Source organism: Brevibacillus borstelensis (assembly GCF_036700025.1).
Lineage (GTDB): Bacteria > Bacillota > Bacilli > Brevibacillales > Brevibacillaceae > Brevibacillus > Brevibacillus borstelensis.
In genome coordinates this window covers 2,596,417-2,619,829 of sequence record NZ_CP144922.1, presented here as the reverse complement: position 1 = coordinate 2,619,829, position 23,413 = coordinate 2,596,417, and the positions used below count along the sequence as shown (strand labels likewise).

General features: G+C 50.5%; 26 protein-coding genes. All 26 read right to left on the bottom strand.

From position 1 onward, the window contains the following. Window position 1 precedes the first annotated feature (1 nt). Window positions 2–487, bottom strand: coding sequence for a chemotaxis protein CheD (locus tag V5G20_RS12320; protein ID WP_003385867.1), 486 nt, complete (start codon window positions 485–487; stop codon window positions 2–4). Then, complete coding sequence (locus V5G20_RS12315) at window positions 474–1,100, bottom strand: chemotaxis protein CheC (RefSeq protein WP_003385868.1); 627 nt, start codon at window positions 1,098–1,100, stop codon at window positions 474–476. Before V5G20_RS12315 ends, V5G20_RS12320 begins: the two co-directional genes overlap by 14 nt. A 3-nt stretch (window positions 1,101–1,103) precedes the next feature. Beyond that, a complete protein-coding gene (locus tag V5G20_RS12310; protein WP_003385869.1) occupies window positions 1,104–1,580 on the bottom strand; it encodes a chemotaxis protein CheW in 477 nt (158 codons plus the stop codon). 15 nt (window positions 1,581–1,595) lie between these two features. After that, window positions 1,596–3,656, bottom strand: a complete 2,061-nt coding sequence (locus tag V5G20_RS12305) for a chemotaxis protein CheA (protein WP_003385870.1) — start codon at window positions 3,654–3,656, stop codon at window positions 1,596–1,598. A gap of 20 nt (window positions 3,657–3,676) precedes the next feature. Continuing rightward, window positions 3,677–4,789: a protein-glutamate methylesterase/protein-glutamine glutaminase gene (locus V5G20_RS12300; RefSeq protein WP_003385871.1), complete on the bottom strand. Its 1,113-nt coding sequence runs from the start codon at window positions 4,787–4,789 to the stop codon at window positions 3,677–3,679. A gap of 32 nt (window positions 4,790–4,821) precedes the next feature. Further along, window positions 4,822–5,688, bottom strand: coding sequence for a MinD/ParA family protein (locus tag V5G20_RS12295; RefSeq protein ID WP_003385872.1), 867 nt, complete (start codon window positions 5,686–5,688; stop codon window positions 4,822–4,824). 5 nt (window positions 5,689–5,693) lie between these two features. Further along, window positions 5,694–7,094, bottom strand: a complete 1,401-nt coding sequence (gene flhF / locus V5G20_RS12290; protein ID WP_024983836.1) for a flagellar biosynthesis protein FlhF — start codon at window positions 7,092–7,094, stop codon at window positions 5,694–5,696. Next, window positions 7,091–9,133, bottom strand: a complete 2,043-nt coding sequence (gene flhA / locus V5G20_RS12285; protein ID WP_003385875.1) for a flagellar biosynthesis protein FlhA — start codon at window positions 9,131–9,133, stop codon at window positions 7,091–7,093. The genes flhF and flhA overlap by 4 nt, the downstream gene beginning before the upstream one ends. A gap of 25 nt (window positions 9,134–9,158) precedes the next feature. Further along, a complete protein-coding gene (gene flhB / locus V5G20_RS12280) occupies window positions 9,159–10,256 on the bottom strand; it encodes a flagellar biosynthesis protein FlhB (protein WP_338463429.1) in 1,098 nt (365 codons plus the stop codon). Then, window positions 10,253–11,035: a flagellar biosynthetic protein FliR gene (fliR, locus tag V5G20_RS12275; RefSeq protein ID WP_003385877.1), complete on the bottom strand. Its 783-nt coding sequence runs from the start codon at window positions 11,033–11,035 to the stop codon at window positions 10,253–10,255. Before fliR ends, flhB begins: the two co-directional genes overlap by 4 nt. Before the next feature lie 3 nt (window positions 11,036–11,038). Next, window positions 11,039–11,308 (bottom strand): flagellar biosynthesis protein FliQ, encoded by a 270-nt coding sequence (fliQ, locus tag V5G20_RS12270; RefSeq protein ID WP_003385878.1) that lies wholly within the window; start codon window positions 11,306–11,308, stop codon window positions 11,039–11,041. A 34-nt stretch (window positions 11,309–11,342) separates the two neighbouring features. After that, complete coding sequence (gene fliP, locus V5G20_RS12265) at window positions 11,343–12,104, bottom strand: flagellar type III secretion system pore protein FliP (RefSeq protein WP_003385879.1); 762 nt, start codon at window positions 12,102–12,104, stop codon at window positions 11,343–11,345. After that, entirely contained in the window at window positions 12,101–12,775 is a 675-nt protein-coding gene (locus V5G20_RS12260) for a flagellar biosynthetic protein FliO (protein WP_024983837.1), read from the bottom strand. Before V5G20_RS12260 ends, fliP begins: the two co-directional genes overlap by 4 nt. After that, window positions 12,775–13,137, bottom strand: a complete 363-nt coding sequence (locus tag V5G20_RS12255; RefSeq protein ID WP_003385881.1) for a response regulator — start codon at window positions 13,135–13,137, stop codon at window positions 12,775–12,777. Before V5G20_RS12255 ends, V5G20_RS12260 begins: the two co-directional genes overlap by 1 nt. A 29-nt stretch (window positions 13,138–13,166) precedes the next feature. Continuing rightward, complete coding sequence (gene fliY, locus V5G20_RS12250; protein ID WP_003385882.1) at window positions 13,167–14,516, bottom strand: flagellar motor switch phosphatase FliY; 1,350 nt, start codon at window positions 14,514–14,516, stop codon at window positions 13,167–13,169. Next, window positions 14,509–15,504, bottom strand: coding sequence for a flagellar motor switch protein FliM (fliM, locus tag V5G20_RS12245; protein ID WP_003385883.1), 996 nt, complete (start codon window positions 15,502–15,504; stop codon window positions 14,509–14,511). The genes fliY and fliM overlap by 8 nt, the downstream gene beginning before the upstream one ends. A gap of 39 nt (window positions 15,505–15,543) precedes the next feature. After that, entirely contained in the window at window positions 15,544–16,002 is a 459-nt protein-coding gene (locus V5G20_RS12240) for a flagellar basal body-associated FliL family protein (RefSeq protein ID WP_003385884.1), read from the bottom strand. A 15-nt stretch (window positions 16,003–16,017) separates the two neighbouring features. Continuing rightward, window positions 16,018–16,242 carry a flagellar FlbD family protein gene (locus V5G20_RS12235; RefSeq protein WP_003385886.1) on the bottom strand — a complete coding sequence of 75 codons (225 nt, stop codon included), beginning with the start codon at window positions 16,240–16,242 and terminating at the stop codon, window positions 16,018–16,020. A 67-nt stretch (window positions 16,243–16,309) separates the two neighbouring features. Further along, complete coding sequence (gene flgG, locus V5G20_RS12230) at window positions 16,310–17,128, bottom strand: flagellar basal body rod protein FlgG (RefSeq protein ID WP_003385887.1); 819 nt, start codon at window positions 17,126–17,128, stop codon at window positions 16,310–16,312. A gap of 93 nt (window positions 17,129–17,221) precedes the next feature. Next, entirely contained in the window at window positions 17,222–17,617 is a 396-nt protein-coding gene (locus V5G20_RS12225) for a TIGR02530 family flagellar biosynthesis protein (protein WP_003385889.1), read from the bottom strand. A gap of 24 nt (window positions 17,618–17,641) precedes the next feature. After that, the gene (locus tag V5G20_RS12220) at window positions 17,642–18,844 is read right to left on the bottom strand and encodes a flagellar hook-length control protein FliK (RefSeq protein ID WP_003385890.1); all 1,203 of its coding nucleotides are present in this window, start codon (window positions 18,842–18,844) and stop codon (window positions 17,642–17,644) included. A 72-nt stretch (window positions 18,845–18,916) separates the two neighbouring features. Next, complete coding sequence (locus V5G20_RS12215) at window positions 18,917–19,816, bottom strand: magnesium transporter MgtE N-terminal domain-containing protein (RefSeq protein ID WP_003385891.1); 900 nt, start codon at window positions 19,814–19,816, stop codon at window positions 18,917–18,919. 12 nt (window positions 19,817–19,828) lie between these two features. Further along, complete coding sequence (gene fliJ, locus V5G20_RS12210) at window positions 19,829–20,275, bottom strand: flagellar export protein FliJ (protein ID WP_003385892.1); 447 nt, start codon at window positions 20,273–20,275, stop codon at window positions 19,829–19,831. Between the two features lies 1 nt (window position 20,276). Continuing rightward, window positions 20,277–21,596 (bottom strand): flagellar protein export ATPase FliI, encoded by a 1,320-nt coding sequence (fliI, locus tag V5G20_RS12205; RefSeq protein WP_003385893.1) that lies wholly within the window; start codon window positions 21,594–21,596, stop codon window positions 20,277–20,279. Further along, window positions 21,593–22,411, bottom strand: coding sequence for a flagellar assembly protein FliH (gene fliH, locus V5G20_RS12200; RefSeq protein ID WP_031932912.1), 819 nt, complete (start codon window positions 22,409–22,411; stop codon window positions 21,593–21,595). Before fliH ends, fliI begins: the two co-directional genes overlap by 4 nt. Next, complete coding sequence (gene fliG / locus V5G20_RS12195; protein WP_003385895.1) at window positions 22,395–23,408, bottom strand: flagellar motor switch protein FliG; 1,014 nt, start codon at window positions 23,406–23,408, stop codon at window positions 22,395–22,397. Before fliG ends, fliH begins: the two co-directional genes overlap by 17 nt. Window positions 23,409–23,413: the final 5 nt, after the last annotated feature.

Below are 23,413 nucleotides of genomic sequence, written 5' to 3'. Positions count from 1 at the left end.
CCTATACTTCCTTCACACCTTGATTGACGGTTCGAATTTGCAGAAGACCCGTAGCCGCATCAAACTCGATGGTCCTCCCGCAATTTCCTCCTGTATCCTCGGCAACTACTTTTATCTTTGCCTGCTGCAGTGCCATTTTGCACGCCTCTACATTTCGCGGTCCGATCCTCATCGAGTCACTCTTTCCGAGGAATGCAAACATCTGAGCTCCGCCGGCCAGCTTTGCCACCATGTTGGTCGTCGATGCTCCAGCCAGCTTCATGTCCTGAATGAGACGGGGGATAGCGGTATCGGCGTATTTCCCGATCGCGATCTCCCCGCCTTTTCCGAGAGAGGACTCAGGCAGCATGACATGGGCCATCCCGGCAACTTTATGTACAGAATCATACAGGACGACTCCCACACATGAACCTAACCCTGTAGTCCGTAATCGGTCAGGAGATTTTGCAACTCCGAGGTCCGCCATCCCAATTTTAATAATCTCCATCGAACGGTACTCCTAATGATCGAAATAATGTCTTTAAGGATTCGGGATCAGGGATCAGAAAAAAGTGACCTTGGACTTGTTCATTGCCTTCAAAGAAAGCCGTATCGATAGTGAGCGCGAAGTCCCCTGCTTGTCCCAGTTCCAAAAGTCCGTAGCTGAGAATGGCCCCCGCCATATCGATCGCCAGAGCCGGTACGGATGGCTGCAGATTCAAATTCGTAAAATCAGCCAGCGAAGACAAGTAGGAACCGGTGAGGATGTTGCCGATTTCATGAAGAGCGGAAGCCTCGTACTCTGTCCATTCTTCTACATCCTTCACTTCGCCGATAATCTGCTGCAGAACGTGCCGAGCGGAAGCCATATCCAGGATGAAAAACATGTTGCCCGGACAATCTCCCTCAACCCGAAGAAAGACAGTAACAACGACCGCCTCTGGACCTCCGACGCAGTCCGCTACTTCGTCAAAGGGAATAATTTTTACCTGCGGCACCTTCATGTCGATTTCTTTTTGTATCAGTTTGGAAAGTGCAGTAGCCGCGTTGCCAGCGCCAATGTTCCCTACTTCCCGAAGTACGTCAAATTGAAAATCGCCAAACTTTGTAAAGTATTCCATCCCTTATCCCTCAAAGGAGTCAAGTTGTTTGATTTCCTCGTTGCTCAACACCTTATCCAGATTCAACAGGATCAGCAGGCGTTTTTCCAGCTTGGCCACTCCGCGCAGGTAGGCGGCCTCCACTCCTCCGACAACCTCCGGCGGCGGTTCGATCGCGTTCACCGGTATATCGATCACATCATTAGCCGCGTCTACGATCAGGCCTACTTCCAGTTCACCAACCGCCACAATAATAATCCGCGTCGATTCGGTATACGCTGTCTCTTCCAGACTGAAGCGATTGCGCAGGTCGATAATCGGCGTTACAACTCCGCGCAGGTTGATTACCCCTTTGACAAATGCCGGAGTTCGCGGAACGCGGGTAATATGCTCCAATTTCTCAATCGATTTGACCTGATTTACATCAACTCCGTATTCTTCGTCTTTCAAGCGAAATACGATGACTTTTACTTCTCCGATGATTTCCTTTTGCTCGAGCATACGGCTGCCCTCCTCTTACTTAATCAGTGCGTTGCAGTCGATAATCAGCGCTACTTGTCCGTCTCCCAGGATCGTTGCCCCAGAAATGGCGAACACGTTTACCAGGTACTTGCCGAGTGACTTCAGGACGATTTCTTGCTGGCCAATAAATGAATCGACGACAAGTCCGGCCATTTTTTCACCCTTGCGGACGATTACGACTGCTACTTCGTCATCTTTGTCCGCTCCGTTATCCGGAATCTGGAAGATTTCCTGCAACGAAACGAGAGGAACCACTCTTCCGCGGAAATCAATGACTTTCTGGCGATGCGCCATCATGATTTGATCTTTGCGGAATACCGCTGTTTCAATGATAGAACTGAGTGGAACAGCGTATTTCTCGTTTTGAACCTGAACGAGCATGGCCGAGATGATCGAGAGCGTGAGCGGAAGCTGGATCAGGAATGTCGTTCCCTGTCCACGAACAGAGTCGACGCTTACGTTTCCGCCCAGGGACTCAATCTTCGTTTTCACTACGTCGAGCCCGACTCCTCGTCCCGAGATGTCCGAAATGACCTCAGCGGTACTAAAGCCTGACGAGAACAGCAGTTCAAAGATTTGCCTGTCGCTCAAGGAATCTGCGTTAGCCGGATTTACGATGCCCCGTTCAATCGCTTTCTTCAGAACTTTATCTTTGTTAATGCCGGCACCGTCATCTTTTACTTCGATAAACACATGGTTTCCGCTATGGAAGGCACGAAGCTGAATCGTTCCTTCCTCCGGCTTGCCAGCCTGCTTTCGTTGGGCTGGAGATTCCACACCGTGATCGAGCGAATTTCGCAGGAGGTGAACAAGCGGATCGCCAATTTCATCGATGACCGTCCGATCAAGCTCTGTTTCCGCGCCATATATCTCCAGATTTACTTTTTTGTTTAAATCTTTTGCCAGGTCGCGAATCATCCGAGGGAAACGGTTGAATACTTGCTCGACCGGAACCATGCGCATCGTCAGAATGATGTTTTGCAAATCGCCACTGATGCGGCTCATATGCTCAACGGTTTCCTGCAACTCGCTCTTGCCGAGTTCGCGGGCCAGCTGCTCCAAACGCCCACGGTCGATAACCAGCTCACTAAACAGGTTCATCAGGACGTCCAATCTCTCGATGTCTACGCGGATCGTTTTTCCGCCCGCCGTCACTTTTTTCACGGCCGTGTTGTTCTGTGCGGGTCCTTCGGCTTTTTTGACTTCTGCAGGCGCAGCGGCTGCAGCAGCTACCTGCTGCTCTGCTTGCTTGGCTTGCTTTCCTGCTTCCTTCATTTCAACCGGTTCTACGAGCACTTCCTCAATTTCCGAAATATTACTGATTGCTTTTTTCACTTTCTCCAAAGGTTCCATCGTGACAAAGACTACTTCGAAGGAAAGATCAAAGCGCTCGTTTTCCAAATCCTCTACCGCAGGTGTCGATTTGATCACTTCCCCCATCGACTCCAGCTGGTCAAAAACCATATACGCACGGGCTGCTTTCAACAGGCAGTTCTCCTGCAAGGTTACTTTGATCCAGAACAGGTTGTTGCCCGCTTCCTTCGATTGCTTCAAAACCGTAAGAGAAAACTCGTCCAGATCGTACTCGCGGTTGCCGTCTTCGGAGCCGCCAGCAGCGACTTGCTCGACTGACGCAGTTGCTTCCTGGGCTGCCACATTCGCAATGGCAGAAAAATCCCCCGATACGATTGCCCGCAGTTTAGCAACTGGCTGTGACACGTCTGCCGAGCCATCTCCGCCTTCCATAATATTCATGACCATGCCTTCAATCAGGTCAACGCTTTGGAAAATCACATCCATAATATCGCTGTTGATTTTCAGCTTGTCATTTCGGATTAAATCCAGCACATTTTCCGCTTCATGGGTCAGACTCGCCATATCCTCAAAACCCATTGTCGCCGACATACCTTTTAGCGTATGCGCGGAACGGAATATTTCGTTGACGATCTGAGTGCTTTCCGGATCATTCTCCAAAACGAGCAAGTTCGCATTGATCGCTTGCAGGTGCTCCTTTGACTCTTCAATAAACATGTCCAAATATTGATTCATGTCCATGGGTGTTCCACCTCCCAAAATCAGTGCAGCAGCTTGCAGAGTGTTTCTGCAATTTTGTGTAATGGCACGACATGATCAGCGAGGCCTGCCTGGATGGCCGCACGCGGCATCCCGAACACGACACATGTCGATTCATCCTCGATAATACTCGTTACAGGACCTATTTCCTTCATTTTGATCAGGCCCTTCGTCCCATCATTTCCCATGCCTGTCATGATAATTGCCCATTTGTCTACTTTTGTCAATCGGCTGACAGACTCAAAAAGGATGTCGACAGAAGGACGGTGACCACCTCGGGGCTCTTCCTGATGCAGTTTGGCCTGCAGTCTTCCGTTCGTTTGTACAACTTCAAAATGATAGCCGCCAGGTGCGATGTACGCGGTTCCGGGCTCCAACCATTCTCCGTCTGTTACCTCTGTTACGCGGATCGCACAGAGAGAGTCCAGACGCTGTGCCAGCGATTTTGTAAAACCGGCTGGCATATGCTGCACGATTGCTATCGGAGCAGGGAGCTGACTGGGCAATGCTGTCAGAACAGTTTGCAGTGCTTTGGGGCCTCCGGTTGAAGTTCCCAGCACCACAAGCTTGGCCGAACCGGATGCAGCTCTGTTTACAGGCATTTCAGTCGATGCCTGCCGGGGTGCAAGCACAATGTCTTCCGTGGCCTTGGCTGCGAACAGGAACGGGGAAGCAGTACTCTCTGCATGAAGCTTAAACTTATTCGTTCTTTTCTTGGCTTGAGAGGCAGCTTTCACTCTCTCGATCAGACGATCGCCGACTTTGTGAATATCAAGTGAAATCGGCCCGGATGGCTTTGCAACAAAATCGATGGCTCCGAGCTCAAGCGCTCGAATCGTTGCTTCTGCGCCCTCTCTGGTCAAGCTGCTCAACATCACTACAGGAACAGGACTTTGCTTCATTAGCTGTTCCAAAGCTTCCAAGCCATTCATGATCGGCATTTCGATATCCAGCGTGATTACATCAGGCTTCAGCTTGGCAGCCTTCTCCACGCATTCAAGTCCGTTCTTCGCACGATCAATTACTTCGATTTCAGGGTCGCTTTGCAGGATGTCAGAAATAACCTTACGCATGAATGCCGAATCATCTGTGACGAGAACACGAATAGTACTCATCCGCCATCGCTCCCTTCCGAAGTCTAGTTGTATTATGGGATGAAGCCCTTCAGCTTCTTAAAGAAACCTTTTAAACCTCCTGGTGAACCGGAACCCGCTGCTCCAGCGCTCCCGAGATATGCAGCTACCAGATTTCTGATGCTTTTGGAAGCTTGCGATTGCGGAAAGGCAAGGAAATACGGACGCTGCTGTTTTACAGCCTTTGTGACATGATCGTCATCCATGACATAGCCGAGCTTGCTTATCTCCATATCCAGAAATCGTTTGGCTACCATGCTCAATTTGTCCGCAGTGGCTTGTCCTTCACGATCCGACGTTGCCCGGTTAATGACAAGGCGTACCTTCGTCTGAGGATTGCGGGAGTGAATCATTTTAATTACAGCATACGCATCCGTAATAGCCGGCGGCTCTGGCGTCGTGACCAAAATCACTTCATCCGAAGACAGCATGAATCGCAAAGACTCCTGAGAGATGCCCGCCCCGGTGTCAAAAATAATCGTATCGGCGTAGCCGTGAAGCGGTTCCAGCTTTTGAAACAGGATATCCAGCTTGTGGTTGTCGAGCTGAAGAATTTGGGTAAACCCTGAACCTCCCGCGATAAATTCCAAATTTCCGGGCCCCGTCTCCATAATGTCCCAGACTGTTGCCTCTTGATCGATCAAATGCAGCAGGTGACGCTTTGGCGTAATTCCCATCAGTACATCCAGGTTTGCAAGTCCCAAATCGACATCAAACAGGATAGCCTTGTGCCCTTTTTCGCGCAAGCCAAGTGCGAAATTCAGGCTGAAGTTGGATTTCCCTACTCCCCCTTTGCCGCTCGTCACCGTAACCAACCGCGTCTGCCGGGAGGACGAATTCTGCTGCATTCGCTCACGAAGTCGTTTTGCTTGGTCATGCATACGATTCATTCCCCCATTATCATGTTAGCTATCAGTCGGGGGGTCGCCACGATAATATCGTCCGGGACATTTTGGCCCGTAGTCACATAAGAAATCGAGAGCTCCGTCTCAAACGCTACGTTTAGCATGGCCCCATAGGCATCCGTTTCGTCCGCCTTTGTAAAAATGACCCGGGAAACCGGAACATCGTCAAAATTGCGGATGATCGTCTTCATGTCGCTGTATTTGGACGTGAGACTCAGTACCAAAAAGTTTAGACTGTTTTGATCTGCCACCACCAAATCGCGAATCCCTTGCACATACTCGTCATTTCGGTAGTTTCTTCCCGCTGTGTCGACAAAGATCAGATCACACCCGCTTAATCGCTCCATCGCTTGCGGAATCTCTTTCGGAGAAAAAACCACTTCAAACGGTACATTCAATATGTTTGCGTACGTCTTCAGTTGTTCAACGGCCGCAATCCGATATGTGTCTGCCGTAATAAAGCCGACTTTCCGCTTTTCCTTTAACATGCAGGCTGCCGCCAATTTTGCGATGGTCGTCGTCTTTCCCACGCCAGTCGGTCCAAAGAAGAAAGCATACCGTACGTCTTTTTCGATGCAAGATGGCCGTTTCACGGCTTTTTCGAGACGCTTGGCGATCAATTCCTCCGCTACCTGCGAGGCCTTGGCATCATCCCAATCAGTCTCGCACTCCAGAATGACTTGCTGAATAACCTGCGCTGCAGCCTCCTCAGTTACCTCTTGCTGCCTCAATCGGCTTCTCACCGCTTGAACCGGCTGGGGCAATTGCTGTGTCATATCATTGGTCAACAGCTTTTCAAACATCTGCCGCATGCTGCGGACCTCAAGTGCGATCTGATCGCTCTGCTCACTCGCCGACGGGGGCGAGTCGGTTTTCGAGTTCCGGGGTTGGATCGGTTCTTTCATTGGTTCTTTCATTGGTTCTTTCATCAATTCTTTTATCGGTTCTTTTTCTGGGTGGTGCTCTTTCAGAAGATTGTCTGATCCGTGACGTTCCGCCTCCACCCTCTGCTCACGTGTATCCTGCTTGCCGAAGAGGACTGGTGCAGCGTCTTCCGACAGCGGCTGGCTCCCAATGCCCTGGCTTTTGGTCTGGGAGCTTGCCGCAATAGACTGATAGGCTCGCTGGGCAGTGCTCGTGCCGGTCGTTACAGGTCTGGCGGGAACGGTCCGCTGTCTGGCCGCAGCCGAGCTTTTTTGCTTTTCGGATTCTTTGTCGTCGACAGCCGCGACCACCTCAATTTGCTGCTTTCCAAAAAAACCGAGAAAGCCTCCCGTCTTGATTGCTTTGGAATTGAGAATGATGGCTTCAGACCCTAGATCAACACGAATTTTGTCAAGTGCTTCCGGCATGGAATCGACTATGTATCGTTTTACTCTCACGAAATGTTCACCATCCCTACACTTTGCACTTCAACATGTGGCTCCAGCTCGCTGTACGACAGAACAGGAACATCCGGCATCATCCGCTCCATGAGCTGACGCAGATACATGCGGACGGCAGGCGATGAGAGAATGATCGGCTGCTGTCCCGAATTGACCATTCTGCTAACCTCCGCTGACATATTCTGATAAATGCGCTGTGATGTTTCCGGATCGATAGCCAGGTAGCTGCCCTGCTCAGTCTGCTCTACGTGCTCGGAAATCGTCTTTTCTAATCCTGGTCCGGCGGTGATGACGCGGAGCGGCTGTCCCGGCTCCGTATATTGCAGGGTGATCTGGCGCGACATCGCCTGACGCACGTATTCGGTCAACACTTCCGGATCTTTTGTGTACATCGCATGATCAGCCAATGCTTCCAAAATGACTGTCAGGTTGCGAATCGAGACTTTTTCACGCAGAAGCTTTTGCAGCACCTTCTGCACTTCGCCGATCGACAGAGAGCCTGGAATCAGCTCATCGACGAGAACCGGTGCCACCTCTCTAACATTGTCAATCAGTGCCCGCGTCTCTTGACGTCCAAGCAATTCATGAGCATGACGCTTGATCACTTCGGTCAAATGAGTGGCGACAACAGATGGAGGGTCCACAACCGTATATCCGGAAAGTTCAGCAATCTCCTTATTTTCTTCTGTTACCCATAAAGCGGGAAGACCAAACGCAGGTTCAACGGTTTCGATCCCGACGACCGAATCATCGTCAAAGCCCGGGCTCATGGCGAGATAATGATCGAGCAGGATTTCTCCCGTCGCAATCTGATTCCCCTTGATTTTGATCACATATTCATTCGGGCGAAGCTGGATGTTATCGCGGATGCGGATGACCGGCACGACAATGCCAAGTTCCAAGGCAACCTGGCGTCGAATCATAATGACGCGATCGAGCAGATCACCACCCTGCTTGCTATCCGCAAGCGGAATGAGTCCATAGCCAAATTCAAATTCGATCGGATCGACCTGAAGCAGGTTGACGACGCTTTCTGGACTGCGCACTTCTTCCAGCTGCTGATCTTCTTCTTGTTGAGCCGTCTCTTCCCAGGCCACCTTTTGCTTCCGCGTCATTTTCCATCCGGCAAAAGCGAGCAAGCCGGAAATCGGAACAACAGGCACCAGACCAATGGGCGTGAGCAAGCCAAGCAGGAATATTCCACCGGCCACGATAAACAGCAGGCGCGGGTAGCTGAATAGCTGATTGGCGATATCTTCGCCCAGTCCGTCTCCAGACGTTGCGCGCGTTACGATGATACCGGTCGCAGTCGAAATGAGCAGCGCCGGGATTTGGCTGACAAGCGCGTCACCTACGGACATCGTTGTAAATTTAGAAGCGGACTCGGCAAAGCTCATGTCATGAATCACCATGCCGATGATAAATCCGCCGATAATATTCACGATAAAGATGATAATACCGGCGATGGCGTCCCCTTTCACAAACTTGCTGGCACCATCCATCGCGCCGTAGAAATCCGCCTCGTCTTCGATTTTTTTCCGACGGGCCCGAGCTTCTGTATCGGTAATCATCCCGGCATTCAAGTCCGCATCAATACTCATTTGTTTCCCTGGCATTGCATCCAGGGTAAAGCGTGCTGCAACCTCGGCAACGCGCTCCGAGCCTTTTGTAATAACGATAAACTGAATGATGACAAGGATCAGGAAAACAACAAAACCTACGACCTGATTGCCGCCTACGACGAAGCTGCCGAACGCTTCAATAACTTTACCGCCCTCGGCATGCGAAAGAATGTTCCGCGTCGTCGAGACGTTCAAAGCCAGTCGAAAGAGTGTCGTAATCAGCAGGACTGTAGGAAAGATGGAGAACTGCAATGTCTCCCTCGTGTACATAGACACTAGCAAAATCGTCAAGGCAAGGGAGATGTTCAATATGAGAAGCAGATCCAACAACTCGGAAGGCAGTGGGATCACCATCATGACAACGATACTAATGACAAACAAGACCGTACCTAGCTCTTTCATCTTTAATCCCACCGTTAGTCCTCCTCTCTTCTTTGTTTTACTTCACTTTCCCTTGCAGTTTGTATACATAGGCGAGAACCTCGGCAACCGCTTTAAACAATTCTTCAGGTATCGGCTGACCAATCTCCACCTGGCTATATAGAGCCCTGGCAAGAGGCTTGTTTTCCATCGTTACAATACGGTGTTTCTTTGCAATTTCCTTAATCTTCAATGCCATGTAGTCTTGCCCTTTGGCAATCACTGTCGGCGCGTGCATCTCATTGCTGTCGTAGCGGATCGCAACCGCAAAGTGAGTCGGGTTGGTAATCACTACATCGGCTTTCGGCAGCTCCTGCATCATGCGCCGCATTGCCATGCTGCGCTGACGCTCACGAATCTTCCCTCTAATGAGGGGATCACCATCTGATTGTTTGTATTCGTCTTTAATATCCTGTTTGGACATTCGCAGATTTTTTTCGTACTCATATCGTTGATACAAGTAATCCAAAATAGCCAAGATGAGAAGCAACAGCCCGATTAGCAGTCCCAGTTTGGAAGCTTCCGCTGCAGCAAAGGAGAGCGTCGCTTCCAGCGGTTGCATGGAGAGCTTGATTAATTCATCTCGCACATCCCACAAGATCATGTAGGCAACCAGTATGCCTGTACTGATTTTTAAAAGCGATTTGGCCAGCTCCACCAATGAACGGAGGCTGAACATTCGTTTGGCCCCCTTGATAGGGTCCAATTTTTCCAGTTTGAACTGAATCGTCTCTGTCGTAAACAGCCACCCCACCTGGGCGTAGTTTGCAAAGAGGGCAACTAAAAAAACAGCGGCGAGCACTGGCCCGGCAATCTTGACTGCTTCCCAGGCAACCTTCCGGATAATGATTGCCAGGTTTTCTTCATTTACTTGCCACGTCGCAAAGGTGATCAGGGACTCTCTCATCAGGTTTTCAAAGGAATGAAACATAGTTGCACCAAAAGCGACGAGCATGAGAAACGCTGCCATCAGGCTAAGCGCCGGAGACAAGTCGGCGCTTTTCACCACTTGCCCTTTTTTACGGGCATCCTGTTTCTTTTTGGGAGTTGCCTTTTCTGTCTTCTCTCCGCTGAAGTATTGGAGGTCGACAGGGTACAAAAAAGTTATTCGGTTCATCCTGTTCCTCCGAGCAGCTTCATCATCTCCGCTAACGATCGAAACATTTTTTCGAACAAACTGCTTAACGTCAGGAGAAATGCAGGCATCACTACGATTAACAGAAGAAAGCCTGCCAGCAGTTTGATCGGAAATCCAACAACAAAAATATTAAATTGCGGGACTGATTTGGCGATAATACCAAGAGAAAGGTCTACCAGAAACAATGAAACGATTATCGGCGTAGCAATCAGAAAGGCGCTTAGAAACATTTCCCGAAATACTTTTACCGCCAGCCACATGACCTGTTCGCTGCCCAAAGCAGCCCATACGGCATCGATTGGAATGGCTTGATAGCTTTTGATGATTCCGCGAATGAGCATATGATGTCCATTCATGCTCAGAAAGTATAGCATCGCCAAAACGTTTTTGAATTGGCCCGTAAGCGGAACGTACGCACCGGTCCGCGGATCGATGACGTTGGCCATAGCCAGCCCCATTTGCATATCCATGATCCCGCCCGCAACCTGGACAGTGACATACATCAACTCGCAAATATAGCCCAATATGACGCCGACCAATGCCTCTTTGATGACGTAAAGGATAAATGTCAAATCCATCGGGATTGCCCCTTGAACCGGGACAGAACCAAAACTGATGACCGCCATAAACAAAGCCAAACCGATCTTAAACTGATTCGGCACGCCTTTCATCGAGAAAAACGGAGCCGATACGAAGAAAGCGGTCAGGCGGACAAATACAAGCAACAACACAGGTAGGTGAACCAAGAAGGCTGTCATTGGTTACCCGACAAACTTGTGGAGATTCCCAAATATCCCCATGGTGAACTCGAGCATGATTCGCAGCATCCAAGGGCCGACAGCCAGGATGGTGACCAGGATGGCGACGATTTTGGGAATAAAAGCGAGCGTTTGCTCCTGAATTTGTGTCGTTGCTTGAAAAATGCTGACGATCAACCCTACCAGCAGACCTACGCCCAGCGCCGGAGCAGCGATCAGCAAAATCGTATAGACAGAGCTTTGGGCAACTCTCATAAGTAACTCTTGTGTCATGCTCTACCCTCCTTGGCCGGGTGCCTCTCGTACGCTAAAAGCTGGTCAGAAGAGATTTGACTACCAGGTACCAGCCATCGACCATGATGAACAGCAAAATTTTGAACGGGAGTGAGATCATCACCGGGGGAAGCATCATCATCCCCATTCCCATCAGAATACTTGCAATAATCATATCGATGACAAGAAACGGAATAAAAATCATAAAACCGATTTGAAATGCTGTTTTCAGTTCACTGATCGCATAAGCGGGAACCAATGCAGTAAGCGGAATATCTTGTACTGTCTTCGGCCGCTCTGCCTTTGCAAACTCCAGAAACAGCGCCAGGTCCTTTTCACGTGTCTGTTTGGCCATAAATTCCTTGAATGGGATGACCGCAGCCGCAAACGCCTGTTCTTGCGATAATTGCCCCTGCATAAAAGGCTGGACAGCCGTCTCATTTACCTTGGCCAATGTCGGGGACATGATAAAAAAGGTCATGAACAGAGCGAGTGCGATCAATACCTGGTTTGGTGGCATTTGCTGAGTTGCCAATGCATTGCGGACAAACGACAATACGACGACAATTCGCGTAAAGCTGGTCATGAGCAGCAAAATGGCAGGCGCTACGGACAGAACTGTCAAGATCAACAGCAATTGAATGGCTGTCGAAGTCTCCTGCGGCGTACCAGCTCCGCCCCCAATTTTCAAGTCAATCGTAGGGACCAATGATGGTTGAACCGGTGCTGCTGCCGCCATATCCGGTATGACCAGCAATGCGAGCACAATCACGAGCAGCTGCAGTATTTGTTTCATCCCAAATCTCCTCTGTCCTTACCTTGCTCATCCATCCAGCGGACATTTTGTTCCGAGCGTTTTGTTACCGTTCCCCACTGGTTTCGTAGGATTTCTTCAAACGTACGACCTTGCCCATCGGAAGGCTGGAAAAATTCGTCACTGTTCTTTCGATTGCCGCCAAATGGGAGCCATTTCAGCGGCGATGGCAGCGCGCCTTTTATTTCTGCATCTGCCAAAATCAGGTCAGCTTCCTCTCCAGCCGGTATGTGATGAAGCAATTGAACATTTTCACCGACACCGAGCACGTACAATGATTCTCCGATCATTACCACTTGGACCGACTTCCCATTCCCGAGCGGTGCCATACTGATGACTTTAATCGGCCCTTGTGCCATTCCAACCTGACGCTTTGACAAAAAACGCAGCAACAAATAGATGAGAACCAGAATGATGCCCAGTGAGAAAATAACCTGTATCAGGTAACCCCACATACTGCCAGACCCGCTTCCTGGAATGGGTGCCGGTTCCTGTGGACCGGCGGACCCATCAGTCGATAGCGTGCCTTTTTTCAGTGCATCGGCGACAGAACTGCTCTCCGCCAAAGCCTGAGCCGGAAGGGAAGCGACGAACAACAACAGCAGGCAACAAATCCAGATGAGCCGCACCCTTGTGTCCCGGAGTTTCATCATTAGCTCAACGTCTTTTTGATCGCTTCCAATACGCGATCTGCCTGGAACGGCTTCACGATAAAATCTTTTGCTCCAGCCTGAATGGCGTCAATTACCATTGCCTGCTGCCCCATCGCAGAACACATGATGACACGAGCATTCGGATCAATCTTTTTGATTTCTTTCAGTGCCGAGATTCCATCCATCTCTGGCATGGTAATATCCATGGTGACCAGGTCAGGACCGAGTTCTTTGTATTTTTCTACTGCCTGTGCTCCGTCGCTTGCTTCTCCGACGACGCTGTACCCGTTTTTAGACAGAATTTCTTTAATCATCATGCGCATAAATGCTGCGTCATCAACAATGAGAACTTTGTTAGACATGGATTAGCTCCTCCTCGTTTTTACCGTTGTTATTGCAATTTCGAAACGCGGTCAATCGGACTGATAATGTCGGTTACGCGAACCCCGAAGTTTTCGTCGATGACCACAACCTCGCCTTTGGCGATCAATTTGTTGTTTACCAAAATGTCTACATGCTCACCAGCCAGCTTGTCCAGTTGGATGATCGATCCGGCGGAAAGATCCAGTATGTCTTTGATCAGCTTCTTCGTACGGCCAAGCTCGACTGTCACCTGCAGAGGAATGTCCAATAGCAAATTCAGGTTCTGTTCGTCAGGTGCAGCCATCATACCGCCACCGAACGGAGAAAATTGCGCTGCTTTCACATTGGCAACATTCATCGGCTGTGCTCCAAAGTGCTGGGGAGCGTGTGGAACCGGCGGCTGGACATATTGCGGCGGGTACGCATAAGCCGGTGGATAAGGATGCTGACCATATGGATCCTGGTACATCGGCGGAGCCTGATAACCCATCGGCGGTGGTGCGTAACCAGGGTGCGGCGCTTGTGCCGGCTGTTCTGGATAAGGTGTCTGTGCAGCTGCTGCTGGCGGCTGAGTGGCTGGACTTGCCGGAATCGTTGGTTCGGTGTGGCCAGCCGGCTGACTAGGAGCAGAGGGCGCTTGAGCTTCCTCAGCAGGACTTGCAGCAGCGGCATCCGCATCTGATGCGCCAGTCAGACGTCCGATCATATCCTTCGCAAAGGATAGCGGCAAGAGCTGCATGATATTGGAGTCGATCAGCTCTCCTTGCTCCCCTACCTTTAAACGGAATGAGACTTTGACCAGCGGGGTGTCATCCTCCGTGAAGCTGTCTCCGCCCTTCCCCTGCGCAAGATCCATCACATCAATCCCTGGCGGTGTGATGTTTACCAGTTGATTAAAAATGGTAGACATCGACGTGGCTGCAGACCCCATCATTTGATTCATGGCCTCTTGAACTGCACTTATATGCAGATCGGACATTTCCGTCGTGCTCGGGCGACCATCCCCGCCCATCATCAGATCGGCTACAACCGCCGCATCTTCCATCCGGACGACAAGCAGGTTGACGCCTTTAAAGCCATCTGTATACTCTACGTGAACTGCGACATGCGGCATGGGAAACTCTTTTTCCAACTCGCTGACTTGAACCATCGAAACAGTAGGCGTCGTAATATCCACCTTTTGGCTTAACAAGGTAGAGAGAGCCGTTGCTGCACTGCCAAAAGAGATGTTTCCAATCTCTCCAAGTGCGTCTTGCTCAAACGCCGACAGGTAGTCGGCCACATCTGGCACGCTCTGTTGTTCCGTTTCCTCTTCTACCAAATTGTTTGCTCGCAGCAGCGCGTCAATTTCTTCTTGAGAAAGCATGTCTCTACTCATTCATTTCCTCCCCTTCCTCAAGGACTTCGTCGATCTGCACCGCAACACGACCTTTTTGCGTGCCGGGCTGTCCCAGGAACTTCAGTTGATCTCCCACTTTAATTCTCAACTTGTTATCGACGAGATGATCGAGCTGGATCACATCACCGACCTGAAGCTGCAAAAACTCTCCTACGGTGATGGTAGCGGTACCCAACTCCGCGATAATCGGCAGGCTGGCTGCTTTCACCCGCTCCTCAACCCGCAATCGCTCCTCTTCATCCCTCGTTTTCTTCTGTTTGGAAAACCAGTACTGTCCGGACAGCTTCGACATGATTGGCTCCAACACGACGTGTGGCAGACACAGGTTGATCATCCCCGTCGTATCTCCAATTTTTGTACTAAAGGAGATAACCGCCACGATTTCGTTCGGAGAAACGATCTGCATGAATTGGGGATTCATTTCAAGCCCTTCCAAATACGGGTCCAACTCGATAATTTGTTTCCACGCTTCATGGAAGGTATCCAATGCCTTTCCAAACACGCGCTCCATCACGGTTGTCTCGATTTCTGTCAGTGCCCCCATTTTGTCGGGGATAATTCCTTGCCCGCCAAGGAGTCGATCCAGCATCGTGTATGCGATGTTTGGATTCACTTCCAAAACCATTCGGCCTTCAAGTGGTGGCGCCTCAAAAATATTGAGAATCGTCATCTTCGGAATGGAGCGAATAAACTCGTCATACGGTAATTGGTCGACGGAGGCAACTGTTATTTGCACGAAGGTACGAAGCTGAGCTGAAAAATATGTCGTCAACAACCGTGCATAGTTTTCGTGGATACGCGTCAATCCGCGAATCTGATCTTTGGAAAATCGCAATGCCCGCTTGAAGTCGTATACTTTAACCCGCCGCTCAGTCTCTTCTTTTTTCAGCTCGTTGGCATCCATCTCTCCGGAAGAAAGTGCTGCCAACAACGCGTCAATCTCACTTTGTGAGAGAACCTCGGCCATCTGTCGTCACCCCCTTGCTATGTATTCATTCATCATTTGTTAAGATAGGAGCTGTTTCGTTGTGATTACCTGAACGATTTTGCCTTCCTGCATCAATGCGCTAATCTCGTTCATGATTTTGGCTTCCAGCTTGTTGATTCCCTCTGTTCCCTTGATGTCATCGGGTTCCAGACCTGCTAGTGTCTTGATGATAATCTGGTTCACCTGAGGCAGGCGTTGCTCCAGCTCTTCCTTGGAACTGCTGCTGTCCGCAGTGATGGTGAAACGAACGATGATGTAGTTTTTGGAGAGCAGGTTTGTGGTAATCTCGCCAGTGTCAACCGAGTACTCTTGCATTTCCTTGGCCGAAAGAGCCTTTACCTCTTTGGATTCGTCATGGCTTGCTGATTGTGCTGCAGGGGAGAGATAGGTTTGCCAGAGCACGAACGATATGACTCCTAGAAGCGATATCGCAATAATGATGATAAGGGCCATGTTAAACAAGCGATTTTGAAACATTTTTTGCGCCTCCCGCTATTCAATGGAATCGTCTTCCGGCATGCGCGGCGGTGTAAACGCCGGGAACGCGTGCTGGTAGAAACGCAGGATCCGCGCGATCACTTCCTCTGCCGTTTCTTTCACGATGTGCTTTTTCCCCGTAAGCAAGGTGATAACCGTATCGGGAGTGGACTCCACCGTCTCTATGTGCGTCGCGTTCAAGTAAAACTGTGCGCCGTTGAATCGGGTTAGTTGGATCATCTGCCGCTCCTTTCGGGTTGTAGGGGGGAGGAAGCAAGCAGCTTCACTCCCCGATCCCCTTTACACATTATCGTTTCAGATTCACCAGTTCTTCCAGTACCGTATCAGATGTCGTAATGATCCGGGAGTTTGCCTGGAATCCGCGCTGAGCAACGATCATCTCGGTGAATTCCTCGGACAGGTCAACGTTGGACATTTCCAACTGTCCGGAGATGATGCTTACTTGAGCCTGAGCAGCTGTGATCGGCGTATCAGGAGCACCATCGAATGGGCCAGCATTGTTCGTATTTTCATACAAGGAATTGCCGATTTTTTTGAGCCCGCCCGGATTGTTGAATTTCATGACGCCAATAGTGAACGGCGTGTCCAAAGCACCTTGCGCGTCAACCGTAGTGACCACCCCATCTTTTCCAATCGAATAGGAAACGTAGGTGTCCTGCGGGATTTGAATGGTTCCTCCACCGCTGTCTACGAGCTTGAGACCCTGGGAGTTTACCAAGTATCCTTGCGAATCCCGGGTAAAGTTCCCTGCCCGCGTATAGTAGAAAGTAGTGCCATCGTCGGGCGTTACCATGAAGAAGCCGTCGCCTTCAATGGACAAATCGGTTGGCAGGTTCGTTTGCATAGGGCTGCCGGCAGAGAAGACAGTATCAATTGAAGCCATTTGCGACCCCAAACCGATTTGAATCGGGTTTGTACCGCCTTTCCCTCCCTGATCTGCTGGCGCTGTCGCTCCCGCGATGTTCTGGCTGAGAATGTCCTGGAACATGACGCGTCCTTTTTTGAAGCCTACGGTATTCACGTTGGCGATGTTGTTGCCGATCACATCTAGTTTTGTCTGAAATCCGCGCAAACCTGAGATGCCCGAATACATAGAACGCAGCATAATGCGATTCCTCCTCGATAATATTCAGTAATTGACTGCTTCAGTCAGTCGGCAGTCCGCAGGCTTCCTCCGAAGAGGTCCAGCCCTCGTTCGTTACACAAACACAGCACTGTCTATATTAGTAAAAACGCTATCCTTCATTCGTCCGTCATCTACGGCAGTAATCACTTTCCGATTCTGGATGCTGACCACGAACGCTACATTGTCCATCATGATCAGAGATTCCCTTGCGCCTTTGTCGGCAGCCTTTTTGACGCCGCCAGCCAGACGGTCCATCTTGGTCTCATCCAGGCTGATTCCTCTTTCATTCAAACGGTTCAACGCATGCTGACTGAAAGTGATCTCCTGAGACCTCTTGGCTTTCTCAACAGATTCCGTCAGGTAGTCGCGAAAGGCTTTCCCGTTTGTCGCAGAACTGCCTGAACGTGCAGGTACGGTATGGCTTGGTTTGACAGGAAAGTAGGTCTGCCCGACGTTAAACGAGTGCATGGCGGTTCCTCCTTGTCCTATTCCTTAGCCGGAATAACCGATTTTACTGATCTCATCGCTGCCTTCTACAAGAGCATCGAGCGAGAATTCAGCTTTGTCCTGCCTGTCGCTTTGCTGATTTTCATTGTTTTGCTGCTGCTGGCGTTCGCGTTGCTGCTGCTGAAATGGCAAGCTTCCAGCCTGTTGCTGCTGATTTACCTCCAGACGGTCGACTTGCAGTCCTTGCTGCGTCAATGCAGCGCGCAGCTGAGGCAGCTGGTTGTCCAGCAATTCTTTTCCGGCGGTTGTTTCCGCGGAAAAATGAGCGGTAATCATCCCGTTATGGGAAGTGATTTTGACGTCAACCTGTCCGAGAGACTGCGGATACAAGATCAGCCTTGCCTCGTGCACCCCGTCCACTTGCGTCAGCTTCATTTGCTTCACAAACAACTGTGTCACCTGCTGGCTGAACTGATTTGCGTGGATTGGATGGCCGCCAGTCGGAACATTTCCTTTTTGCCCAAACGTTTGCACATTCGGATTGTTCTGTTGTGCAGTCAAAGGATTGGCGTCTGGCTCCATCATGAAATCTGCCGTTTGCTGCTGGCTGGTTGGAGCGGCTGTTTTCGCCTGCACACCGGCCTCGGCCTGGTAGCTGGACAATGCGTGTGACACGCGCACCGGCTGCATCGTCGACATCAGGTTTGTCCGCTGTGACATATACGCCGCAGTCGACTGTTCCTTTGAACGAGCAGGCACAAGGCCTTGGGGCATAGTCTCATTGGATTGGTTGAGCGCCGCCATAAAATTGGCCAGCTTTTCTGCTGTTGCTTGGGAAAGGCCCCGTTGAGTGAACGTAGCTAGCAAGTTCTGAACTTGACTGTCAGACAAGACCGCTGTCTTCGGAAGCTTGTTCATCATGTCAGCCAGCTCTTTTGTCTTTGCTTCCAACGAATTGACGATGTCATGGCTCTGGGACTGCGACGTTGCAAACAACTGTTGGAGCATGGCTAGCAATTCAGCAATTTCTTCCTGGTCTTCTGTGTCCATTCCGTCCGCTTCAACCTGAATGACAGCATCCTCCATTCCCTCTAATTGTTCGAGAGCTGACATCATCTGCATGGCAAACAAATTCTCCAGAGTCCCAGGCAGTTGCTGACCAGCCGTCCCCGTCAGAATGGCTGAACCGTTTGCAGATGTTCCTACCGAAGCGGGTACTGCTGGCGCAGCGACATTGGCTACATTCATCTCTGTCACCTCCTCTTGTTTTTTGTTGCTTATGGAAAACGACAAGCGAACAAGCTTTAGGCTCTTCTCCGCTTATCGAAGCAACTCGCTGGTAATTCGGGCTGCTACATCTTCTTTCTTTTTGCTGTCTTCCTTGGCTACGGCCGCCAGGATAGACGCCCGTTTGTCATTGGACATGCCCGCCAAAATCGAGATTGCACGGTTCTTATTGGTCCCCATGAGCGAGCGGATAATGGAGGCCGCATCCTCGGCGGGCATCTGTGAAAATGTCTGAACAAGCGCGTCCAAGCTGGTCGTATCTTTCCTCGTTTCGCTCAGCGCTTTTGTCAGCACTTGAACTCTCTCCTGCAAGGCTGCGATGTCGTCGTCTTTGTTTACAACCGAGTCCTTCAGCAGGATCGAGATATCAGCAGCTTTTTTCGGGTCCATTTTGGCCAAAATGTTCGCCTGCTGATCCGCCTTCATCTTCTTCATCACCGTAACGGCTTCTTCCAGACTTAAATTCTCTACGATGGCAGCCGCGTTTTTCGGCGACATCGTAGAATACAGCTTCGCCAAATCCTGGTACTGCTTTTGGCGTTCTTCCTCTGTCGTCCGCTTGTCCTCGATCATTTTTTGCAAATCCTGAACTTGTTTCTCCAGCGCTTGAATGGTGGCGTCCTTCTTCTCTGCTTCTCCTTGCAAGCTGGCGATGGTTTGCTGGCTTTTTGCTTGTTCTTCCTGCAGGCTTTGTACCTGTTTTCCCTTATCTACCATTGGTGCTTCTCCATCGCCTGCCGCATAATCGTCGGGAACTAATTTTTCCACGTAGGGAATGCTGTTTGCCCATGTAAGCACTTGTCCCAAGACGTTGACACCCAGAAAGCTGAGAAAGACCCCCCCAAGGAGTGTGGCAAACAGAGCAGGGATGACAATCATGTAAAAGAACCATTCCCACCTGCTGTATTCCCGTTCTTCTTGGATCTCTTCCATAGTGAACCTCCATCAGTTGCTTTTGCGAAGATAGAGCTGCGTGCCAATTTCGTCCATCTCTTTTTGTTCCCGTTGTTTTTCAGCCTCGAGATACTGCCCATGGGCCCTCTCCCGGAGCTTATGCCACAATTGCGTTTCTTTCATGCGCTCTGTCAAGAGCATTTGACACCGTTCCATTTCGCGTACGCATCCATACACCATTTGCTTCTGGTTGTGGATAGAACGCTCGACTGACTGGCGATACCGCGTAATCTCCATAAGGTGTGCAACACTGACAGGCTCGGCTTGAACGGAGTGCAGCATCCCTGTCGCTTCTTCATGGAGCTCATGCAGCTGCCCCAGCTTCCACTCTTCTTCATTCTTTCTTTGGATTGACTTGCCGAAGTCCCATTCAGCCTGTTCCTTCTCTTTTTCTTTCACATCCAAAACCTTCTGGAGATGAAACTGGAACACCTTCACACTAGTTCACTCCCCCGAAATGAGCTGTCAGCGCCTTAATGGCACTTTGGAGATCCGAAGGCTCATGGGTGCCCTGCATCGTAAAATCTCTGATCACATCTCGGTAACGAATCGCCTGGTCAATCTCCCTGTTCGTGCCCGGCTTGTATGCTCCAATATTGATCAAATCCTCTGCTTCCTTATAGGTAGCCAAATACCGCTTCAACTGACGGGCTGCCTCCAGATGATCGTCTGTACAAATTTCGTTCATCACCCGGCTGACGCTTGCCATCACATCGATCGCCGGAAAGTGGCCTTTGTGGGCGATTTTCCGGTCAAGGACGATATGCCCGTCCAAAATTCCGCGAACAGCATCGGCAATCGGATCGTTCATATCATCAGAATCAACGAGTACAGTATAAAAGGCTGTAATACTTCCCTTGTCTGCTGTACCCGCACGTTCCAGCAGCTTTGGCAGCATGGCAAAGACGGAAGGCGTATAACCACGAGTCGCAGGTGGCTCCCCGATGGCCAGCCCAATCTCGCGCTGCGCCATAGCAAAGCGAGTCACTGAATCCATCATCATCATGACATTGAGCCCGCGATCCCGGAAATACTCGGCGATCGAGGTCGCGATCATGGCACCCTTGATCCGTATCATAGCGGGTTGATCCGAAGTCGCGACTACGACGACCGATCTTTTCAACCCCTCTTCACCGAGGTCGCGTTCGATAAACTCCATGACCTCGCGCCCGCGCTCCCCGATCAATCCGATCACGTTAATGTCGGCTGTCGTATTGCGGGCGATCATGCCCATCAATGTACTCTTACCGACACCAGACCCGGCGAAAATCCCTACGCGCTGACCTTTTCCGACTGTCAACAATCCATCAATCGCCCGCACTCCGACACTAAGCGGCTCCTGAATACGCGGCCGCAACAACGGATTTGGCGGCATGTTCGATGTAGGATATGAAGCAAGGCCCAGCGGAAGGCTGCCCTGGAGCGGACGGCCGAGCCCATCGAGAATTCGGCCGAGAATTTCCGGGCCTACTTTGACGTGGAGAGAGCGGCCAGTCGCAACAACATCACTGCCCGGCCCGATTGCGGTCAGTTCTCCGAGCGGCATCATCAGCACTTTATTGTCTCGAAAGCCGACAACTTCTGCTGCAATCGGTTCCTCGCTTTGACTTGCATAGATATGGCAAATTTCTCCGAGCTTAACCTCCGGTCCCTGCGATTCGATCGTCAACCCTACTACCTGGGTAACCTTTCCATTGACGCGTACCGGATCTATTCCTTGCAGGATATGTCTGTACTTGCCTACATCAAGAACAGTCATGCCTCGTCACTTCCCTTGGCAATATCCAGCAGCGCTTGTCTGATTTCTGTCAATTGCGTATCAATCCGGGCATCCACGCTGCCCAGCGGGGTGCGGATGACACAGCCGCCCTCATCTACCGTGTGGTCAGGGTAAATCGCAATCTCTGCTTGTCCATCCAAAAGCGCAAGCAGCTGCGGGCGGTGCTGCTGAACAAAGTCAAAGTGACGCTGATTGACGCAGACAGTTATTTCACCGTGCACCCGCGAACGCTGAAGCGTATTTTTTACGATCTCAAGGACAGCTTCCGGAGATGCGCTCAACTCATTGCCGATAATTTTTTTTGCAATTTCCAGGCTTAACTCCACCAGGAACGGTTCAGCTTCAGAGATGATTCGCTCTTTCTCCCGGTGGGCAAACTCCAACAGATTCCGAGCTTCTTCTACCTTTTCACGCTCTTCCTCCCATGCCAGCTGCTTGCCATCCTGAAGACCGGCTTGAAACCCTTGTTCTCGGGCTTGTGCTTCGGTTTCGGAAAAAAGCACAGCTGCTTCCTGCCGTTTGTTTTCCCACCACTGTTCAATCTCCGCAAGGGCATCCTGCCGAATTTTTTCAGCCTGCTCCATCGCTTCGCGAAGCTGTCCCTGCGCGGTTTCTTCCGCATCCTGGAGAATCATTCCGGCTTCTTCTTCTGCATTTTTTACAATTTGTAGATTTTCTTGCAACCTTTCATCCGATTCAACCGTCTGTATGTGTGTAGACTTCACGGAGAGAAGAAAAGATTCGTCCGATGTCTGATAGTGAGACAGCTTGATAATCCTAGACAATGATATCATCTCCTCCGCCGCGAGCGATGATGATCTCACCCGCTTCTTCCAGGCGGCGAATGATCGCGACGATACGGGACTGCGCTTCCTCTACATCACGCAGACGGACAGGTCCCATGAATTCCATTTCTTCTTTGAATGTATCTGCCATCCGTTTGGACATGTTCCGGAAGATAACTTCACGGACTTCTTCGCTGGCAACTTTAAGCGCAAGCTGGAGATCTGCATTTTCCACATCGCGGATAACCCTCTGAATGGAGCGGTTGTCCAAAGTAGCGATATCCTCGAAGACAAACATACGCTTTTTGATCTCTTCTGCCAGCTCTGGGTCTTGTATTTCCAAAGAATCCAGAATCGTCCGCTCTGTACCTCTGTCTACACCATTAAGAACAGCGACAATCGCTTCGATACCACCAGCCTGGGTATAATCCTGAGTAACGGTGGCTGACAGTTTTTGTTCCAGAACCTGCTCCACTTGCGTGATAACCTCCGGTGACGTGCTGTCCATCAAGGCGATGCGCTTTGCTACCTCCGCTTGTCTCTCTTGAGGAAGCGCGGAGAGAATCATCGCTGCCTGTTGAGGTTCCAGATAAGAAAGAACTAACGCAATTGTTTGCGGATGCTCATTTTGGATAAAGTTCAGGATCTGGCCTGGGTCCGCTTTTCTTGCAAAGTCGAATGGACGAACCTGAAGATTTGCTGTCAAGCGGTTAATGATGTCCATTGCCTTGGTCTCGCCAAGTGCTTTTTGCAGGATCTCCTTGGCGTACGTAATTCCGCCTTGAGAGATGACTTCCTGAGCGACCGCTATCTGATGGAATTCTGCCAAGATCTTGTCCTTTTCATCCGCGTCTACCTTACGAACGTTGGCAATTTCCAACGTGAGCTGCTCGATCTCGTCCTCTCTGAGGTGCTTGAACACCTGGGCGGAGATTTCCGGCCCGAGAGAGATGAGCAGGATCGCAGCCTTCTGTCTTCCTGACAATTCTTTTGCGCCGCGAGCCATTTGCT

Coding starts and splice junctions, on each gene's coding strand:
- V5G20_RS12260 (WP_024983837.1), bottom strand. CDS start 12,775: ATGATGAAACTCCGGGACACAAGGGTGCGGCTCATCTGGATTTGTTGC.
- V5G20_RS12220 (WP_003385890.1), bottom strand. CDS start 18,844: ATGAATGTAGCCAATGTCGCTGCGCCAGCAGTACCCGCTTCGGTAGGA.
- fliI (WP_003385893.1), bottom strand. CDS start 21,596: ATGACTGTTCTTGATGTAGGCAAGTACAGACATATCCTGCAAGGAATA.
- V5G20_RS12300 (WP_003385871.1), bottom strand. CDS start 4,789: ATGAGTACTATTCGTGTTCTCGTCACAGATGATTCGGCATTCATGCGT.
- flhB (WP_338463429.1), bottom strand. CDS start 10,256: ATGAACCGAATAACTTTTTTGTACCCTGTCGACCTCCAATACTTCAGC.
- V5G20_RS12235 (WP_003385886.1), bottom strand. CDS start 16,242: ATGATCCAACTAACCCGATTCAACGGCGCACAGTTTTACTTGAACGCG.
- fliQ (WP_003385878.1), bottom strand. CDS start 11,308: ATGACACAAGAGTTACTTATGAGAGTTGCCCAAAGCTCTGTCTATACG.
- V5G20_RS12310 (WP_003385869.1), bottom strand. CDS start 1,580: ATGCTCGAGCAAAAGGAAATCATCGGAGAAGTAAAAGTCATCGTATTT.
- V5G20_RS12320 (WP_003385867.1), bottom strand. CDS start 487: ATGGAGATTATTAAAATTGGGATGGCGGACCTCGGAGTTGCAAAATCT.
- V5G20_RS12240 (WP_003385884.1), bottom strand. CDS start 16,002: ATGTTTCAAAATCGCTTGTTTAACATGGCCCTTATCATCATTATTGCG.
- fliY (WP_003385882.1), bottom strand. CDS start 14,516: ATGAGTAGAGACATGCTTTCTCAAGAAGAAATTGACGCGCTGCTGCGA.
- V5G20_RS12295 (WP_003385872.1), bottom strand. CDS start 5,688: ATGCATGACCAAGCAAAACGACTTCGTGAGCGAATGCAGCAGAATTCG.
- fliR (WP_003385877.1), bottom strand. CDS start 11,035: ATGACAGCCTTCTTGGTTCACCTACCTGTGTTGTTGCTTGTATTTGTC.
- V5G20_RS12225 (WP_003385889.1), bottom strand. CDS start 17,617: ATGCACTCGTTTAACGTCGGGCAGACCTACTTTCCTGTCAAACCAAGC.
- fliG (WP_003385895.1), bottom strand. CDS start 23,408: ATGGCTCGCGGCGCAAAAGAATTGTCAGGAAGACAGAAGGCTGCGATC.
- V5G20_RS12215 (WP_003385891.1), bottom strand. CDS start 19,816: ATGGAAGAGATCCAAGAAGAACGGGAATACAGCAGGTGGGAATGGTTC.
- V5G20_RS12255 (WP_003385881.1), bottom strand. CDS start 13,137: ATGTCTAACAAAGTTCTCATTGTTGATGACGCAGCATTTATGCGCATG.
- V5G20_RS12305 (WP_003385870.1), bottom strand. CDS start 3,656: ATGGACATGAATCAATATTTGGACATGTTTATTGAAGAGTCAAAGGAG.
- V5G20_RS12315 (WP_003385868.1), bottom strand. CDS start 1,100: ATGGAATACTTTACAAAGTTTGGCGATTTTCAATTTGACGTACTTCGG.
- fliP (WP_003385879.1), bottom strand. CDS start 12,104: ATGAAACAAATACTGCAGCTGCTCGTGATTGTGCTCGCATTGCTGGTC.
- fliH (WP_031932912.1), bottom strand. CDS start 22,411: ATGATATCATTGTCTAGGATTATCAAGCTGTCTCACTATCAGACATCG.
- fliM (WP_003385883.1), bottom strand. CDS start 15,504: ATGGCCGAGGTTCTCTCACAAAGTGAGATTGACGCGTTGTTGGCAGCA.
- flgG (WP_003385887.1), bottom strand. CDS start 17,128: ATGCTGCGTTCTATGTATTCGGGCATCTCAGGTTTGCGCGGATTTCAG.